The organism is Paraburkholderia fungorum (assembly GCF_900099835.1).
In the GTDB taxonomy this organism is placed as follows: Bacteria; Pseudomonadota; Gammaproteobacteria; order Burkholderiales; family Burkholderiaceae; genus Paraburkholderia; species Paraburkholderia fungorum_A.
In genome coordinates this window covers 2,321,250-2,339,333 of the sequence record NZ_FNKP01000002.1, presented here as the reverse complement: position 1 = coordinate 2,339,333, position 18,084 = coordinate 2,321,250, and the positions used below count along the sequence as shown (strand labels likewise).

Sequence of the window (18,084 nt, the reverse complement as noted above, 5' to 3'; positions counted from 1 at the left end):
TCCCCATCGAAGCAAGTCCAGCAAGGAACTGCAGCCAAACACCGCCGGTCATTTCCGGTGTATTTGCCGCACGAACCGGGACGCGTCACCGTACGCGACGCATGCCCGAATTTACAGGGAGTGCAATCATGCATTTCGTCATAAACGGCAGCGAGCTCGAACTCGATTTCGATCCGAGGACGTCGCTGCTCGATCTGCTGCGGGAGCAACGTCATCTGTTCGGCGCAAAAAAGGGCTGCAATCAAGGCGCTTGCGGCGCGTGCACCGTGCTGGTGAATGGAGCGCGCATCAACAGTTGCCTCGCGCTCGCCGTGCAGCATCAGGACTGCGAGATCACCACTATCGAAGGACTGGGCGAGCCGGGCAGACTGCATCCGTTGCAACAGGCATTCGTCGAGCACGACGGCTTCCAGTGCGGTTACTGCACACCCGGACAGATATGTTCGGCAGTCGGGATGGCCGAAGAGTTGAAGTGCGGCGTGCCGAGCTATGTCAGCGAAGACGTCGCGGCGGAAAGCTTCTCGCTGACCGACACAGAACTGCGCGAGCGAATGAGCGGCAACCTGTGCCGCTGCGGTGCGTACAACGGCATCGTCGATGCAATCCAGGACACTTTCGGCACGTCCGGCAGCGACCCCAACAAGCGCGAGGCCGCCTGATGAATCCATTCACCTACGAACGCGCTTCCGACCGGCAGGAAGCGCTTAAGCTCGGCGCGCAACCGGGCGCCAAATACCTCGGCGGCGGCACCAATCTGGTCGACCTGATGCGCGAAACCATCGAACATCCGGTGGTGCTCGTCGACGTCACGCGCCTGTCGTGCGCCATCGAGGCGACCGATGACGGCGGCCTGCGTATCGGCGCCGGGGTCAGGAACACTGCGCTGGCATCCGACCGGCGCGTGCGCGAGAGCTATCCGGCGTTATCGGAAGCTGTCCTGGCAGGGGCGTCGGCGCAAATCCGCAATATGGCGACGGTGGGCGGCAACCTCCTGCAGCGCACGCGTTGCGGCTATTTCTATGACGACGCCGCACACTGCAACAAACGCGAACCCGGCACGGGCTGCGACGCATTGGAAGGCTTCAATCGCATGCACGCGATTCTCGGCGCTTCCGCTGCCTGCGTTGCCACGCATCCGTCCGACATGGCTGTTGCACTTGCCGCCCTCGACGCACAAGTCACCGTCGAGGGCCGCCATGGCGAACGCATCATTCCGCTGGTCGATTTTCATCTGTTGCCCGGCGAAACGCCGCACAGGGAAACAGTACTCGACGAAGGCGAGTTGATCACCTCGGTGACTCTGCCGGCTGGTCTCCCGGGACGTTCCAGCTATCGCAAGGTGCGCGATCGGGCCTCATACGCGTTCGCGCTGATTTCGGTCGCGGCGGTTCTGGACGTGCAGGGCGGCATAGTGCGTGAAGTGCGGATCGCCCTGGGCGGCGTCGCTCACAAACCGTGGCGGGCCGCTATCGCGGAGGCGGCGCTCAAGGGCGCTCCGGCGACCGAAGCCGCTTTCCGCGCGGCCGCCCAGGCAGAACTCGCTTCCGCGCGAGGCCTGCGCGACAACGCGTTCAAGATCGAACTGGCCCAGCGCGTCATCACGGACATGCTGGTGAAGTTGACTGCTCTCCAGGAGACTCGCTGATGCCTATCCTCAAGGACGCCATGCAGGCGGTGATGAAAAAGGCCATTGCTCTCGCCCCTGACAGCTTTATCCCCGGCGGCCGGCCTGATCCGCTGATCAATCACAAGCACGGTCTGATCGGTGCGTCGATTAGCCGGATCGATGGACCGTTGAAGGTGTCGGGCCGCGCAGCGTTCGCTGCGGAGTTTCCGCTGGAGGGAATGACTTACGCCGCGCTCAGGTACTCGTCCATTCCCCGTGGCCGCATCGTCCAGATGGACACCGATGATGCGCAGGCCGCGCCAGGTGTCGTACTGGTGATGACCTACCGTAACGCCCCGCGTCTGAAGCCGATGCCGGCATTCATGACGCAGCCTAAAGCGGCGGGCGGTGACGATCTGCCGATCATGCAGGATGACCAGGTTCACTGGAATGGCCAGCCCGTCGCGCTGGTCCTCGCCGACACGCAGGAGCAGGCCGACTATGCGCAGTCGCTGATCAGGATCGGCTACGAGGAGGATAGCGACGCCGTTACGTCGCTCGAGGCGGCGAAAGCGAAGGGTTCGGAGCCGGGCGTGTTTCAGGGCGAGCCGCTCAAGCTCGAAATCAACGATGCCGAGGCGATGCTGGCTGCTGCGCCGCACAGAATCGATGCTCGCTACACGACCCCGCGCCACAATCACAATCCGATCGAACTGCATGCGGCGACGCTCGCGTGGGAAGGCGACACGTTGCGTATCCACGATACGGTTCAGGCGGTCGCGCACGAAGCGTGGACCATCGCGCATGTTTTCGGCATCGACGAGAAGCAGGTGCATGTGACTTCGCCGTATGTCGGCGGAGGCTTTGGTTCCAAGACGCTGTGGCAGCATCAGGTGCTTGCGGCAGCGGCGGCGAGGCTCGCGCAGCGCCCCGTGCGGATCATGCTGTCGCGTGAGGGTGTTTACCGTATCGTCGGCGGTCGTACGCTCACGGAGCAGCGCGTCGCTTTGGGCGCTCAGGCCGACGGCACGCTGGATGCGCTGATCCACACGGGGACGGTCGCGATGACGCCGCACAACAACATGCCGGAGCCGTTCATCCTTCCGGCGAAGAGCGCCTATGCGTCCCGCAGTTTCCTGCTCGACGTGGAGACCGTCAAAATGAACATGACGGCCAACACGTTCATGCGTGCGCCCGGCGAGGCAGTTGGCACGTTCGGGCTCGAATCGGCGATCGATGAACTGGCCCACGCGATGGGCATGGACCCCATCGACTTACGTATCGCGAACGAGCCCGACAAGGACCCAACCTCGGGCCTGCCGTTTTCGCAGCGCGGTATCGTCGATGCATGGAAGGCAGGCCGTGAGCGATTCGGCTGGGCCTCGCGCGCGCTGCCAGGTGCGCGGCGCGACGGCGACTGGCTGTCCGGCATGGGCTGCGCCACGGGCACCTATCCTTACTACCGGATGCCGGGCGGCGCCGCGCGGATCACGCTGACGAACGCAGGTCGGGCGAAAGTCAGCATTGCTGCGCACGAAATGGGGATGGGGACCTCGACCGCCCAAACGCAGGTGATCGCCGAGCGTCTTGGCCTGACGATGGACGACATCGACTTCGACTACGCCGACTCCACGTTGCCGGGCGTCGTGCTCGCGGGGGGCTCGCAGCAGACTGCCGCGATAGGCGCGGCCGTGATCGCGGCGCATCACAAGCTGGTCGGCAAACTGCTGCAGTTCGCCGGCAATACGTCGCCGCTGTCCGGCCTGCTGGCGGACGAGGTGGGCGGCCGCGACGGCGGTCTCTGCGCGCTTCAGGACGAAAGCCGGTTCGAGAGCTACGTCACCTTATTGGCGCGGGCGAGGCAGCAGGAACTCAGTGTCGAGGCCGAGGCGCCGATGCCCTTCGAGTTGCAGCACTGGTCGATGCACAGCCACAGCGCGCTGTTCTGCGAGGTGCGGGTGAATGCGATTATCGGCGAGATTCGCGTGAGCCGCTTTCTCGGCTCGTTCGATTGCGGCCGGATCATCAATGCGAAAACTGCTGCGAGCCAGTTTCGCGGCGGGATCATCATGGGTCTCGGTCTCGCGCTGATGGAGGAGACCTTGTTCGACGAGAGAACGGGCCGCGTGATGAACCCATCGCTGGCGGACTATCACGTGCCGGTTCATCTTGACGTCCCGCAGATCGACATCATCTGGAACGACGAAGCGGACCCGCATACGCCGATGGGCGCGCGTGGCGTCGGTGAAATCGGCATCACGGGCGTGGGCGCCGCCGTTGCGAACGCGGTTTTCAATGCGACCGGCAAGCGCATTCGCGATTTGCCCATCACGTTGGACAAGATGATTGGCTAGCACGGCAGCGATGGACGAACGGCGGCGGTAAGGCCGACCGCAAGCAGAGATGGCATGGCCGACGCCCAGGGGCCGAAGTGCTTTAGGGCGTCGGCGCCGCCTACGGTTGATCGTCCTCGACGTCGGGGTCGATAGACGGATCGAGTGGCGGATCATCTGGATCGGCAGACGGCCCTATATCAGGCAGATCCGTTTGCACGACATCCGACTGATCCGGCCGGATCGGATTTTCGTCTTTGTTGGGTGTGGTCGACATGATTCGTCCTCCTTGAGTTGATGTCTACTGGAGGAGCAAGCGCCGATCCCAGGCGGGTTCTCACGCAGGCATCGTCCGCGTGTCAACCTGCGTTCAAAGCTGCCTGCCTTCAAAGATTCGCCGCCTTGAAATCGATGACCGCCTTGAACCATCCTGCCGTGGTGTCGATAATCAGCAGCACGCCCGTTGACGGGTCGATCTGCTCACTCGATATCCACAGAATGCAGCCGTCCGCGCCGGCCGCCTTCAGCGCGTTCAGCCGGTACATCATCTGATCGTAGGTCAGAATGTGGGTCGTTCCGGTACTGTCGGTCCAGACCGGCGTGATATACGGAAGGACTTTCTTGCTCGTGCCATTGAGGGTGTCGAACGCGCGCGACTGGTCAACGGCATACACCGCCGCTGAATTCCAGGTTGCGTCGCCACTCGCGGTTCCGTCATACCCGTAGTTGTAAAGCGAGGGACTGTAGTAGTCCACCAGCGCCGCCACCGATGCGTATTGCGGATTCAGACTGTCATAGGTTTGTTCCGACGTCGCGCTCCAGGTGAACGTGTTCTGCGGGACCTCGGCGTAGAGGCCCACCACGGCGCCGGGATTGTCGGCCTTGAACGCCGACACGGCATCGCTCAGATTCTGTACGATCGTCTTGCCGTTTCCGGTTGCCACCGTCGGCGTGAAGCGGTCCGAATCCCACACTTCCAGATCGAGCGACACCGGAGTGCTGCCGGTGGAATCCGCGCTCGCCGCCTCCGCAGCGACCTTCGTCGCATCGACCTCGTATTCGTCAGTGCAAGTCGTGAGCGGGCACGTGACCAGGTTGCTCGAGTAGATCAGATTCAGCGGCGAGATGCCGAGCGTCCCGAACCAGGCGTCGGTGATCGAGTGCACGCCCGTCGAGTCCTGATACGACTTCAGCTTGAGAAACTCCAGCACGGAAAACGGTTTTTCGCAGGTGAGCGTTCCATCGCCTTCCTGCCCGTTTGCCGTCGATGCCTTGATCGTCGATGATCCCTGCGCGACGCACGTCGCTACTCCGCTACCGGAAACGGTCGCGACTGTTGCGTCGCTGCTTGTCCACGTGACGGCCGCGTCTGTTGCGTCGGCGGGCGTGACGGTTGCTGCGAAGGTGCCGCTGTTACCCAGCGCCAAAGTAACCGACGTGGGGGCGACGGATACGTTAGTGACGGCAATCGCAGTCGACGATGTCGTGGCATCACTACTCCCGCCGCCGCAACCTGCCAGAAGCGTAAGAAGCGCGATCCCTAACATCTCGCGGCGAAAATCCAGAAACTTCGACAATTAACTTGCTCCGGGTTCTTTGAAGGGGCGCAAGTATCGCCCAACGGCGGAGATCGTGCAGCGCCGCTCGCGTTGGACGTCGACGTGCGGGCGGAGATTTACGACGGGCTTGAAACCTGCGTGATTTGGGTAGTTCGCTGAAGCCCGGAAGAGCGGTTGGGTCCGCACATTGCGTAAAGCGCCTCTGGTGCTACGGCACGTTGATTCACCCGCCGATTAGCGATACCCTGAAACCGGTCGTAGTTGTCGAGTGCTGGTCAACCCGGGGGCACCGTTTCGTGAAACGAGCATGGGTTTTTTCCTGCATCCTTGCCTTGAGCGCGATCCTCGGTGGATGCGGCAAAGGCGGATCGCAAAATGCGACTCAGGACGCGGGCGCGTCCGCGAGTCAGGCGGCGAGCCAGCCTGGGCAAACCGCGAGCGACGCAGCGGCCGCATCGGGCGCCAAGGTGCCGGGTGCGCTGCCTGCCGTCACTCAGGCGCAGTTGCCGGGCGAAGCCGCCGAAACACTGCGTCTGATCAAGGCTGGCGGTCCTTACCCTTTCGGTGAGGACGGTGTGCTGTTTCGCAATAGCGCGGCATTGCTGCCGGAACATCCACGCGGCTATTACCACGCTTACACGGTTCGCACGCCGGGCGCGGCGGATCGTGGGCAGCGCCGCATCGTGTGTGGCGGACCACGCAAACAGACCGGCGATTGCTATTACACCGAGGATTACTACACCAGCTTCAAACGCATCGCGGGATAGCTTAAACAGAATTGACGACAACGCCCCGACACGTTCATAAGTGGACAACGGGGCGCTGTATTTTCAGAAATCGAAAACTGTGCCGCGCTATGCTACGGCATGCATCGCCAGCACCGTTTTTATTCCACCCGACGCACACGCATCGCAAGTGCGCGCATGCAACGAATCGATCAAGTCGAATAGCGCCTGAACATCGCTCGCCGTGGATGTGCGCCTGAAGCACGGCGCCAGCGCGTCGAGAAGGTCGAGCGCTTCGCCATTGCGGCCCTGTTCGTGCAGCAACTTCGCCATCGCAATCAACGATCGCAACTCCCAAAGTCGTGCACCTTGCTCTCGCGCCAATTCAATCGATTCGCGAAAACACGCGGACGCATGCTCGATCTTCTCGACGAATGCCTTATCTCCGCGAACGTGCTCGTTCGCCTGAGCCTGCGCCACGATGCCGAGTGCCCGCCAAACCTCGGGCAAGAAAAACAGCTCGCCGTTGTTTCTGCAGAATTCGAGCGTGTCGCGCAGTCGCGCGGAGGCTTGCGCCAACCGTCCGATAGCAACGAGTGCTTCCGCGCTCGCGACGATAAACGGCGTGACGAGTCGTCTGAAGCCGCGTGCGAGCAGCGCGTCGAGACCGGCTTCGAGGCGCGGTAAACCGGTTTCGATCTGACCGTCGAGAATGTCGCTGCAACCGGCCAGGCATTCGCAGCAGTCGTTCCACGTGTCGAAGCGATGCAGCGCGGCTTGCGAGCGCATGATCTCAAGATAGTGCCGACCGCGCCGAACATCGCCCGAGATCAGCGCAAGCGGCACCGCCACCGTGCCGAGCACATGCGTGAGCGACGGCTCCATGGTTTCCGCGCCGACCAGATCGACCGTTTTGTCGACGATCATCATGGCCTTCTCGGGATCGCCCTGAAGCAGAACGATGCGCGCCAGCGTGCCATTGCAGAACACGAGCGGATCGACTGCAAAACGGCCGCCCGGCCGCGCGTCGTCACGCAGCGACGCTGAGCGTTCCAGCACATTCATCAACCCGTCGCGAGCCTCCGCATGCTGACCGAGGCAGTGCATCGAAATGGCCGCCAGTTGGTCCGCGAGAATCTGCTGCCACGCCGTGCCGTGCGACTGCGCCCATGCCTGGAATTGCGTGGCGACCTGCATCGATTCATTGACGCGTCCGCTCGAAAGCAGCGCGTTCCACATGCCCCACAATGCACGCGCGTGAAACTCGGCGTCGCCCGCCTGGGTGGCCAGGTCGAGCACCTTACGCCAAAGTTCGAGCGACCTCCGCACAGGGCCGCGTACATGCGTAAGCGCGGCCGCCAGTGCCGCGCGAACGCGTAGTGCACCGGTGACGTCGACAGTACAGGCGGGAAGCTGTTCGATCGCTTCTACAGCGCGTTCGGCGAGTGCGCAGCACTCTTCCATCAAGCCCCGGTCGAGCAACGCGCCAGCCAGATTCGACGCGAGTTCGATGCCGAGTTGCATGTCGCCATCGGAAGAGAGAGCCCAGTCGAAAGCACTGCGCGCGTCGTCGAATGTCTGTTGAACGTCTGACGGACTGCCTGAAGCGGCCTGACGCGTTTCCGCCGATTGCGCCTCGAAACAGTTGGACAGATACCGCGCATGAAGTGCGGCGATCCTGCGCGCTTCTCCTTCTGCCTGCAACTTCTCCAACGCGTACGCGCGCGTGCATTCGGCAAGCCGGTATTTGGCAACCGGTCCGTCGAACTCGACATTCACAAGCGACTTCGAAACCAGCTCGCTAATACCGTGGATAGAATTGCCGACCGTCAACTCGATATCGCAGGCGACCGCGCACATCGCCTCGAAAGTGAAAACGCCGCCGAATGTCGAGAGTCGCCGGAACAACGCCTGAGTACTCGAATCGAGCAGCGCAAAGCTCCAGTCGAACGTGGCGCGCAGGGTTTGATGACGCGGTAATGCAGTCCGGTAGCCGCCAGCGAGGATCGCCATGCGGTCGTCGAGCCGCTGATGCACGCCCTCTACGCCGAGTGTGAGCACGCGCGCCGCAGCCAGTTCGATAGCCAGCGGAATGCCGTCGAGTCGCCGGCAGATTTCGCCAACCAGTTGAATCTCCGTGCTTTCGGGGCCAGTCTCTCTCTGCATCGAATGAGCGCGCAGCAGGAACAGATTGACCGACGAGCGCGCGAGAATTTCCGCATCCGTGGCGTGCGGCGGCGGCACGTCGAGCGGATCGACTCTGAACACCGTCTCCGGCATGATGCGCAGCGGTTCTCTACTCGTGACGAGCACGCGCAACGCTTCATTGTCCGCGACAAGCAACTCGACGATTTCCGCGACGTGGTCGGCGACATGTTCGGCATTGTCGAGCAGCAGTAACCGGTGTGCTTCGGGCAGTGCAAACCCGAGTTGCTCGGCTTCGCTTCCGCAATTGGGCGATGACGGCAGTCCCCAGCCGTCGACAATTGCGCGCACGATCGCCTCTTTACTCGTCAATGCAGCCAGTTCGACGAAACAGACCGGGGTGGGGAAGTCCTGCGCCGACTGGCGCGCGACCTCGATCGCGAGACTGGTTTTGCCGATGCCGCCTGCACCGGCCAGCGTCAGAACACGGGTGTTTTTCAATATCGCGCGGATTTGCGCGACCTCGATGTCGCGTCCGACAAGCTGCGCGTTGGGGCGTGGCAAACGACCTGTTCCCAACAGTTGCGCATTGGCCGCTGCCTGCGTGTCCGGCGCGGATTCTTTCTTCCGTTGCAATAACTGATAACCGCGCCCGGGCACGGTCAGAATCAGATCGCGATCCGGGCCGAGTATTTTCCGCAACGCGGATAAGTGAACCTGAATGTTGTTTTCTTCGACGATCGTTTCGGGCCACACTGTATTCATCAACTCGTCTTTCGTGACGAGACGTCCACCGGCCGACGCGACCGTGGCGAGGATGTCGAAGGCGCGAGATCCAAGAGGCACGACTTTGCCGTCCTGCTGCAAAGTGCGCATTTCCAGATCGATTGTGAAGCGGCCTATTTCGATCATGTCAATTTCAGATTCAGAAAAAGGAGCATGCCAACAAAAGGAATGGCGAAGCCATGGCTATGCGGGTGTCGTCGTGTGACGAACCGCATCGCGCATGGGCTCTTTTTTGCCTGCTATCCTCATACGGATAATGGGTAGTATCCGCCAATGCCGATTGCACTAATTGCTACTGGCCGATGAAGCATCAAGGCCGGTCGCGGGATGTCGATAAGATGTCGATAAAGACGGTGATTCAGCGAATTTCTGAAGGCGCGTCGTTTATTGACGTGTGGGCGATGCAAGATTATCTCGCACGCCGGAGTGAGCCTTTCAGAACATTACCAACATGATTGAACTTACCCTGGCAGAATCTGTACGTCTTGAATGTTAGTGCGGTGCTTTGTAAGAAAGTCCATCCCGAGTATTCGTGCCAGGCGGCGCATTGCCGTGAAATCAATTTGCCGATATGCGCGAACGAGATAGCCGCGCGACAGATTGCATGCATTGTGCAAATTTTTCTATTGAAATCTTGTTTTGTGCTTTGCAGGGAAGCATGTCTTATGCATGTACTTTGTGCAGTGGCGAAGCCGGCGACTCTTCTACTCTTCCCGAATTGCGGCCGCGCACCGGAACTTCTCAATCAGGTAAGTGCCGGGCGATGATAAAGATGGGCGGCGACTGCATCTTTGCGCTGGCATGCGCAAAGGTGTAAAGGCTAGCCGAAATTTATCTGAAATAAAACCATTGGAGAAGATTGCGAATGACATGGCAATGCGATATATGGGTGCGGGGTTCCCGATCGCGGACGCGACGGCCAGTGCGACTGGTGCGGTCGCACCCGCACCAGTCGTACCCGCGCCCGCAATCCGGAGTTGACCGCGATTAGCCGACGGAACTCCAGAAGCAGGTTCAGCTAACTTTCTCCACTCTTGTGTTGTTGTTGATATACGGTTCGTGGGCTCGAATCGTACTGCATCAATACCAGTCACGAACTTCAGAACGATTAATTCTTATGAAACGACGCAGTCGCGGCGGCCGCCTCGAATAACATTCAGGTATTGCGCCCGGATTCGAACAGGAACCAGACGCGCTGTTCTGCTTCGTCGATCCATTCTTCGAGCAGGCTGGCCGTAGCGACGTCGCCATATTCGTCGCATAGCGCGTGGGTCTCGCTCATATAGCCGCGCAACGCGAGATTGTCTTCACGCAATTCCGCCAGCATGTCCGACGGCGTGACGAATCCCGCATCGTTATCGGCAATGCGTTGCAGCTTTGCAATCTGACCGATGGAATGGAGCGCTCTTCCGCCAATTTTGCGTGCACGTTCTGCGAGTGGATCAGTCGTCGCGAAGATCTGGCTGGATTGATCGTCGAGTAGAAGGTGGTAGTCGCGGAAGTTCGGCCCGGATATGTGCCAGTGAAAGTTCTTCGTCTTCATATAGAGCGCGAACATGTCGGCGAGCAGCGTGGTCAATGCCGCTGAGATGTCGCGGGTTGCGTCTTCACTTAGACGGGTTGTGGTTTTCAGCGGCGCCGAACGATGCGCGATGGCCTTGAGTTCGTCTTTCATCATTGTCCTTTGAAGTGTGGATGGAATGCGGTCAATTTCCGAATCTGGCAAAGACAAGTGTAGGAACGCAACCTCGATAAAGTCCCTCAAAAAATATGAATTCTTCTGATTCGAGTTTCATGCATCAATTTCGAATTCTGCTTCGATAGGCCAATCTTCGTACTCATTCTGTTTAAGAACTATTAAGGGCTCTGGACAAGGACCGCGCAAAAATCCGTCGCTAGAATCGCTCTCAGTTTTTATCGCTACTCAAGCGAGTGAGGCAGATCGTTCAGCGACTGCCATATCCATCTAATACGGAGCCCGTAATGCCGAAAGAACTCTTGACCCCCGATTCATGCGCCGTTGCACTCATCGACTATCAGCCGCAGATGTTCTTCGGCACGATGTCGCATGAACGCACCACGATCCTGCATAACGTGCAGGCTATCGCGAAGGCATCGAAGCTCTTCAAGGTGCCGACGATCCTGACGACCGTGGCCGCCAAGTCGTTTAGCGGCGACATGGTGCCGGAAGTGCAATCGGTATTCCCGGAATACACGCCGATCGACCGCACGTCGATGAACTCGTGGGAAGACTCCAACTTCCGCAAGGCCATCGAAGCAACGGGTCGCAAGAAGATCGTGATTGCGGGTCTGTGGACGGAAGTGTGCGTGTCGTTCCCGACCATCCAGATGATCAACGAAGGCTACGAAATCTACGTGCCGACCGATGCATGCGGCGACGTCAGCACCGAAGCTCACGAGCGCGCAGTGCAACGCATCATCCAGGCGGGCGCAGTCCCGATGACCTCGTTCCAGTACATGTTCGAATTGCAACGTGACTGGGCGCGCTCGGAGACGTACGAAGGCTGCATGGACATTCTGAAGGCGCACAGCGCGTATGGCATTGGCGTGCGCTACGCGAAGTCGATTCTCGGCGAGCACGCGAGCGAAGCGGGCTGATCTGCGTCGATCGGCGTACCCGTCCCGATCGATGCGGTGGCAAACGAAAAGCAGGTTCGACGTTTGCCACCGCCAACAACCAGTTTCTGAATGCAGCAAGGGAGGCAGTCCGTGAGGGCTTTGTCTTCCTGGAATAGCTCGCGCGTTGAAAACGCGGAGCGCTCCCTATGAGGATCGCCATGACTTCGAATACTCACGAGCCGACGCCAGCCGACGTCGTCTTCTTCAACGGCAAGATTGCCACTCAGGACGACAAGCGCTCGTTTGCCGACGCGGTAGCAGTGGCGAACGGCCGCGTTATCGCAGCGGGAGCGCGCGACATCGTGATGCGCCACGCGACGCAGCGTACCCAGCAGGTCGACCTCAAAGGGCGCACCGTTATTCCCGGCCTCAACGACTCGCATTTGCACGTGATTCGAGGCGGATTGAATTTCAACATGGAGTTGCGTTGGGACGGCGTACCGTCGCTAGCCGACGCATTGGACATGTTGCGCAAGCAGGTGGCAAGAACTCCGGCGCCGCAATGGGTGCGCGTGGTGGGCGGCTGGAACGAATTCCAGTTTGCCGAGCGCCGTGGTCCGACGCTGGAAGAGATCAATGCAATTGCACCGGATACGCCGGTTTTCATTCTGCATCTTTATGACAGCGCGTTGTTGAACGGGGCTGCATTGCGTGCAGTCGGTTATACGAAAGACACGCCGAATCCGCCGGGCGGCGAGATTCAGCGCGACAAGCGCGGCAATCCGACCGGCATGCTGATCGCGCGCCCGAATGCGGGCTTGCTGTATGCCACGCTCGCTAAAGGGCCGAAGCTCGCGCCGGACGATCAGCGCAATTCCACGCGCCATTTCATGCGCGAATTGAACCGGCTCGGCGTAACGAGTGCGATCGACGCGGGCGGCGGCTATCAGGCTTATCCCGACGACTACGCGGTCATCATGGACATGGCAAAGCACAACGAACTGACTGTGCGGATCGCCTACAACCTGTTCACGCAGAACGCGAAAAAAGAAATCGAAGATTTCGCGAAGTGGGTGAAGCTGACGAAGCCCGGCGAGGGCGACGATTTCCTGCGCATGAATGGCGCGGGAGAAATGCTGGTGTTCTCCGCCGCCGACTTCGAAGACTTTCTCGAACCGCGGCCAGATCTGCCCGATTCGCTGGAAGAAGAACTCGAAGCGGTCGTCAAGCTGCTGGTCGCGAACCGCTGGCCGTTCCGCCTGCATGCAACCTACGATGAATCGATCAATCGCTTCCTCAATGTGTTCGAACGGGTGAATGCGCAAATTCCGTTCAATGGGCTGCGCTGGTTCTTCGACCACTGCGAAACGATTACGCAGAAGAATATCGACCGTGTTCGGGCACTCGGCGGCGGTATTGCGATTCAGCATCGGATGGCGTATCAGGGCGAGTACTTCATTCAGCAATACGGCGAAGAGGCGGTCAAGCACACGCCGCCGATGCGTCTGATGCTCGATGCCGGGTTGCCGGTAGGCGCCGGTACGGACGCCACGCGAGTCGCAAGTTTCAATCCGTTCGTGTCGCTGTACTGGATGGTGTCGGGTAAGACCGTCGGCGGTACTGCCATGTATGGCAGCGCAAACCGGCTCGATCGTATGGAAGCCTTGCGCCGTTACACGGTCGGCAGTGCGTGGTTCTCGAATGAAGAAGAGCGCAAGGGCGCACTCGTTCCGGGCCAGTTCGCAGACTTTGCCGTGCTCAGCGAAGACTACTTTTCTATCGAAGAAGATCGCATCAAGTTCCTCACGTCGAATCTGACGGTGGTGGGCGGCAAGGTCGTTTATGCCGACGACGAATTTGCGCCGCTCGCACCGCCCGATTTGCCGGTCAGTCCGTCGTGGTCGCCGGTTGCGGAGTTTGGCGGCTATAGCCGCTACAAGCCGACAGCGGTGGCCTGCGTGGATGGCTGCGTGAACCTGTGCGGGGTACATGCGCATGCACATGGTTGGGCATGGCGTAAAAACGTGCCGGTCAGCGATTCGAACGGTTTCTGGGGCGCGTTGGGCTGTAGCTGTTTCGCGTTCTGACCAATACGAATCCGCGACTAGCCGACTAGCGAGAACGAAGGATAGAGGGCCACGATGCCGACCTTGAACGACGGTGTGCTGTTTGGAATCGGCATACTGGTCCTCGACTTTCTCGCATGGCGTTTCATGGGACGCCAGAGCCAGCAATTGCGTCTCGCGTTTCGCGCACTGATGTTCGGCCTGTCGTCTTACGTGCTGTTCAGTTCGGGGATGAACCCGCTGCGGGCGGCGCCGTGGTCGAATGAGCCGTTGCGGCATCTGCTCGCGCAGATGCTGGAACTCGTCTGGTGGTTACAGGGCGCGCGCTTGTTGACAGTTCTGCTGGATCGGCTGGTGTTGCCCGAAGCGTGGCATAGAGAGCGGCTGTTTCAGGATGTGCTGGGCGCTCTGGTGTTTCTCGCCGCGGCAGTCGGAGCCATTGCCTATGTACTCGAATTGCCGGTGCGAGGTTTGCTCGCGACGTCGGGTGCGCTCGCCGTGGTACTCGGACTCGCAATTCAGAGCACGCTGAACGACGTTTTTTCGGGCGTTGTGCTCAATGCAACACAACCTTTTGCGCTCGGCGACTGGGTGACGATAGGCGAGGTGGAGGGCAAGATCGTCGAAACCAACTGGCGTGCAACCACGTTGTTGAATGCTCAGGGCAATCTCGTCGTCATTCCGAATAGCGTGGCCGCGCGGACCAACATCATCAATGCCAATCAGCCGTCGCATACGCATGGCATTAGTGTGGTGTTGCCGGTCAAGCCGTCTATTCGCCCCGCGTTGGTGCTTGCGGCGCTTGAAGACGCCGCCGCCAGTGCCGACGATGTACTGGACGATCCCACGCCAATGGTGAGCGTGCGCCGCGCAACGAACGATTCGATCGAGTACGAGATCGTTTGCTATGTCGGCGAATTGAGTAAAAAGAATGCCGTGAGAAACGATCTGTTCGATCTGGCGCACCGTCACCTGGCTTCACGTGGCGTTCTATTGCGATCATTGTCCGTGCCTGAAACGCAGTTGAATACCGTGGACGAAAAGCGTCGCCTGTTGCGTAATGTCGCGATCTTCCAGACGCTCGGCGACGATGAGATCGCAGAACTCGAAGCGAAGCTCACGACGCACGAGTTCGACACCGGACAGACCATCTACGACGCCGCCGATGAAGGCGGTCACGAGCTTCATATCCTGGCGCGCGGCGTGGCGAAGGTGAGTGCGCCCAGGAGCGATGGCGAGATCGAATTGCGCAGACTTGCGCCCGGCGACTCGATCGGGCAATCGGGCATTCTCACCGGTATCAGAACGGATGTGATGGTTCGCGCGATGACCCGCGCAACGGTATTCCGGCTGGACAAAACGGCATTGACGCCGATTCTCGATCGACGCCCCGAAATCGCAAGAGAAATGTGCCGGCTGTTATCGGAGCATCACGCAACCGAGAAGCTGTTGCTGGCATCGGCTGAAAGCGTCGTTGACGAAGCCGGTGGGCTATTCGGCTGGTTTCGCGACGGCATGAGGCGGTTCCACCAACTCACGCAATGAGCTGTGAAAAAAATGCAGCAGGTCTTAAGGCTTTTTAATAGTGCGCCAAGGTCTTTATCCGAATAATTCGTTACGCTGCATTCGGGCATGAAATCACACAATCGACCAGGGAGTTTTTCACGTGAGTACTTTCACCACATCGGACGGCGTCCAGCTCTACTACAAGGATTGGGGAACCGGTCAGCCAATTGTTCTGGTTCACGGCTGGCCGCTGAATGCCGACATGTGGGAATACCAGATGAAGTTTCTCGCGGATAACGGCTTTCGCGTGATTGCGCATGACCGTCGCGGTTTCGGCCGGTCGGATCAGCCGTGGTCGGGTTACGACTACGACACGTTCGCGCGCGACGTCCACGAACTCATCGAAGCGCTGGATCTGAAGGACGTGATTCTCGGCGGCTTTTCGATGGGCGGCGGCGAAGTGGCCCGCTATATCGGGCGATACGGTACGGGGCGAATCGCCAAGGCGGTGTTGCTAAGCGCGGTGACGCCTTTGATGATCCGTCGCGAGGATCATCCTCAGGGCATGGACCCGGCGATTTTCGACGGCATTCGTGCGGGACTGTTGAGCGATCGTCCGAAGTTTCTCGACGAGTTCGGCCCGCTCTTCATGGGCTCCGATCAGGAGGGCACCAACGTCACGCAGCAGATGCTGGACTGGACGTTATCGCTAGGACTTCAAGGCGGACTGAAGGGCTCGCATGACTGCGTAGCGGCTTTTTCTGAAACCGATTTCCGGCCTGATCTCGCCAGATTCGATGTACCCACTCTGGTCGTGCACGGCGATGGCGACGCCGTGGTGAACTTCGACATAACGGGCAAGGCCGCTGCGGCTTTGATCAAGGACGCGACGCTGCTCGTGTACGAACACGCACCGCATGCGCTGTACGTCACCCATAAGGACCGGCTCAATCAGGATCTTCTGGCATTCGCGCGGTCCTGATCGTTGCCCGCCAGAGTTGGGGGGAGCGATTGACCGCGTGTCTGACACGGATGAGTTGACATGAAAAAAAACATTGCGGGGGTCGACATTCCCGACAGTGCAATGGCGCAGGCAGCGACCAGTCACGTCTGCGCGATGCAATCGGAGTCGATGTTTCATCATTCGCTGAGGACGTTTCTGTTCGGCGCACTCATCGGATACAGCGACGAACTGGCGTTTAATCCGGGCCTGCTGTATGTCGCGGCGATGTTTCACAACATCGGTTTGAACTCGCAGTATTACCGGTCGCCGTTCAGATATGAAGTAGACAGCGCGAATGCAGCGCGCGACTTTTTACTGCAGTACGGCGTGGCGCAAGCGGCGATCAAGGAGGTGTGGGATGCGATTGCACTGCATACCACCCCGGGCATAACCGAGTACATGTCGCCGCTGGTGGCGCTGGTTAGCGCCGGCGTGCAGATGGATGTGCGGGGTGCCCGCTATGACGATCTCAGTGCGCAGCAGCGCGACGAGATCGTGCGGGCTTATCCGCGCGAGACGGGTTTCAAGAAGTCGATTATCGAAGCGTATGCGCGTGGTATGGAACAGCGGCCTGAAACAACTTTCGGCACGGTCAACGCCGATGTTCTGGATCGCTGGGATCCGACCTATCGGCGGCTGAATTTTTGTGGGCTGGTACTGGGATCGGACTGGCCTGACTGACCGTCAGCAAGATGCGCTGAACGCGGCAGCGCTATACGGGAAACTTTGAGGGCAACAGCATGGGTTACATCATTTCACTCTGTGTCGGATTTGGCGTCGGGCTCCTTTACTGGCTGCTGAAAGTACAGTCGCCAGCGCCGCCGCTGATCGCGCTTGCCGGATTGCTTGGCATGGTGCTGGGAGAGCACGCGATTCCGGTCGTGAAGGCGCAGTTCTTTGCGCAGGCTGCTGAGGTTCAGGTCGCCGGGGAAGCCACAAGCGCGACAGTATCTGAAGCGAGGTTATCAGCGAACCCGGCCAACGCATCCAATGCAAAAGGCCGTAGTTAATGCACGGGCAAATCCATCGCCGCTCATCGGAGGTGTTCGCGTGAACAAGCACGAGGACACCATTCTTGCGTGGATCGCAGGGTACGTCGACACGCTTGGCTTTATCGCGTTGTTCGGATTGTTCACTGCGCACGTCACGGGAAACTTCGTGCTGATCGGCGCGGAAGTCGCAGGCGTCGGGCAAGGCGTACTGCTCAAGTTGCTGGCGTTTCCGTCGTTCATTGTCGGCATTGCCCTGAGTAGCGTGATGTTCAAATTTCTTGAGCGGCGTCACGCGGAACATGCTGCAAGTGCGCTTTATCTGCTCCAGGCGGTATTGCTGATCGCGTTCATGATCGCAGGCTGGGCCGCAATGCCTATCGAGAATTCCACTGCGTCGGCGGTGTTGCTCAGCGGTGTAGTGGGAACGATGGCAATGGGCGTGCAGAACGCGCGCGGTCGACTGCTACAGAGCGCGGGACTACCGAACACGGTGATGACCGGCAATGTCACCCAGGTTGTACTGGATGTCATCGAACTGATTCATCGTGGTGCGCGCGGCGGACATGGGCAGCAAGTGCGTGAACGGCTCATGTCGACGCTCGCGGCGATGGCGGGGTTTGCCGTCGGAGCGATTTGCGGCGCATTGGCTTTCGTGCGCATTTCGTTTATCGCCATCGTGTTGCCAGTTTGCCTATTGCTGTTGCTGGCCTGGAGCAGAAGAGCGCTGAAAAACAGCCAATAAGTTTCTTTTACAGCGGCGTTCCGTGTGAGCGCTGCCGGTTC

Annotated in this window: 15 protein-coding genes; 11 read left to right on the top strand and 4 right to left on the bottom strand. The window is 59.8% G+C overall.

Going from position 1 to position 18,084, the window contains the following annotated elements:
• The first annotated feature begins 128 nt into the window (after positions 1–128).
• The 3 genes from BLS41_RS39400 to BLS41_RS26330 are packed head-to-tail and all read left to right on the top strand — an operon-like array spanning position 129 to position 3,960.
• Positions 129–659, top strand: coding sequence for a 2Fe-2S iron-sulfur cluster-binding protein (locus BLS41_RS39400; protein WP_074770180.1), 531 nt, complete (start codon positions 129–131; stop codon positions 657–659).
• Positions 659–1,645 carry an FAD binding domain-containing protein gene (locus BLS41_RS26335; RefSeq protein ID WP_074770178.1) on the top strand — a complete coding sequence of 329 codons (987 nt, stop codon included), beginning with the start codon at positions 659–661 and terminating at the stop codon, positions 1,643–1,645. The genes BLS41_RS39400 and BLS41_RS26335 overlap by 1 nt, the downstream gene beginning before the upstream one ends.
• The gene (locus BLS41_RS26330) at positions 1,645–3,960 is read left to right on the top strand and encodes a xanthine dehydrogenase family protein molybdopterin-binding subunit (RefSeq protein WP_074770176.1); all 2,316 of its coding nucleotides are present in this window, start codon (positions 1,645–1,647) and stop codon (positions 3,958–3,960) included. The genes BLS41_RS26335 and BLS41_RS26330 overlap by 1 nt, the downstream gene beginning before the upstream one ends.
• 100 nt (positions 3,961–4,060) lie before the next feature.
• Here the strand turns inward: BLS41_RS26330 and BLS41_RS39170 are convergent, their stop codons facing one another.
• Positions 4,061–4,216: a hypothetical protein gene (locus BLS41_RS39170; RefSeq protein WP_171910314.1), complete on the bottom strand. Its 156-nt coding sequence runs from the start codon at positions 4,214–4,216 to the stop codon at positions 4,061–4,063.
• Between the two features lie 109 nt (positions 4,217–4,325).
• Positions 4,326–5,516 (bottom strand): Ig-like domain-containing protein, encoded by a 1,191-nt coding sequence (locus BLS41_RS26325; RefSeq protein ID WP_074770174.1) that lies wholly within the window; start codon positions 5,514–5,516, stop codon positions 4,326–4,328.
• A 278-nt stretch (positions 5,517–5,794) separates the two neighbouring features.
• Here BLS41_RS26325 and BLS41_RS26320 point away from each other — a divergent pair, with 278 nt between their 5' ends.
• Positions 5,795–6,265, top strand: coding sequence for a ribonuclease (locus tag BLS41_RS26320; RefSeq protein WP_074770172.1), 471 nt, complete (start codon positions 5,795–5,797; stop codon positions 6,263–6,265).
• A gap of 87 nt (positions 6,266–6,352) precedes the next feature.
• Here BLS41_RS26320 and BLS41_RS26315 read toward each other — a convergent pair whose 3' ends face one another.
• Together BLS41_RS26315 and BLS41_RS26310 are read right to left on the bottom strand one after the other, a co-directional pair.
• The gene (locus BLS41_RS26315; RefSeq protein ID WP_171910313.1) at positions 6,353–9,280 is read right to left on the bottom strand and encodes an ATP-binding protein; all 2,928 of its coding nucleotides are present in this window, start codon (positions 9,278–9,280) and stop codon (positions 6,353–6,355) included.
• Between the two features lie 1,030 nt (positions 9,281–10,310).
• The gene (locus BLS41_RS26310; protein WP_074771195.1) at positions 10,311–10,829 is read right to left on the bottom strand and encodes a Dps family protein; all 519 of its coding nucleotides are present in this window, start codon (positions 10,827–10,829) and stop codon (positions 10,311–10,313) included.
• Positions 10,830–11,137: 308 nt separating this feature from the next.
• Between BLS41_RS26310 and BLS41_RS26305 the strand changes: the two genes are divergently transcribed.
• The 7 genes from BLS41_RS26305 to BLS41_RS26275 all read left to right on the top strand — a co-directional run bounded on the left by BLS41_RS26305 (position 11,138) and on the right by BLS41_RS26275 (position 18,043).
• Complete coding sequence (locus BLS41_RS26305; RefSeq protein ID WP_074770170.1) at positions 11,138–11,773, top strand: hydrolase; 636 nt, start codon at positions 11,138–11,140, stop codon at positions 11,771–11,773.
• Positions 11,774–11,952: 179 nt separating this feature from the next.
• On the top strand, positions 11,953–13,821 hold the full coding sequence (locus tag BLS41_RS26300) for an amidohydrolase (protein ID WP_074771194.1): 1,869 nt from the start codon (positions 11,953–11,955) through the stop codon (positions 13,819–13,821).
• Between the two features lie 54 nt (positions 13,822–13,875).
• Positions 13,876–15,345: a mechanosensitive ion channel domain-containing protein gene (locus tag BLS41_RS26295; RefSeq protein ID WP_074770168.1), complete on the top strand. Its 1,470-nt coding sequence runs from the start codon at positions 13,876–13,878 to the stop codon at positions 15,343–15,345.
• Positions 15,346–15,466: 121 nt separating this feature from the next.
• Positions 15,467–16,288 carry an alpha/beta fold hydrolase gene (locus BLS41_RS26290; protein WP_074770166.1) on the top strand — a complete coding sequence of 274 codons (822 nt, stop codon included), beginning with the start codon at positions 15,467–15,469 and terminating at the stop codon, positions 16,286–16,288.
• A gap of 60 nt (positions 16,289–16,348) precedes the next feature.
• Positions 16,349–16,990 carry an HD domain-containing protein gene (locus BLS41_RS26285; protein WP_074770164.1) on the top strand — a complete coding sequence of 214 codons (642 nt, stop codon included), beginning with the start codon at positions 16,349–16,351 and terminating at the stop codon, positions 16,988–16,990.
• 59 nt (positions 16,991–17,049) lie between these two features.
• On the top strand, positions 17,050–17,319 hold the full coding sequence (locus BLS41_RS26280) for a DUF1427 family protein (protein WP_074770162.1): 270 nt from the start codon (positions 17,050–17,052) through the stop codon (positions 17,317–17,319).
• Positions 17,300–18,043, top strand: a complete 744-nt coding sequence (locus BLS41_RS26275) for a YoaK family protein (RefSeq protein ID WP_083380085.1) — start codon at positions 17,300–17,302, stop codon at positions 18,041–18,043. Before BLS41_RS26280 ends, BLS41_RS26275 begins: the two co-directional genes overlap by 20 nt.
• The last annotated feature ends 41 nt before the right edge of the window (positions 18,044–18,084 follow it).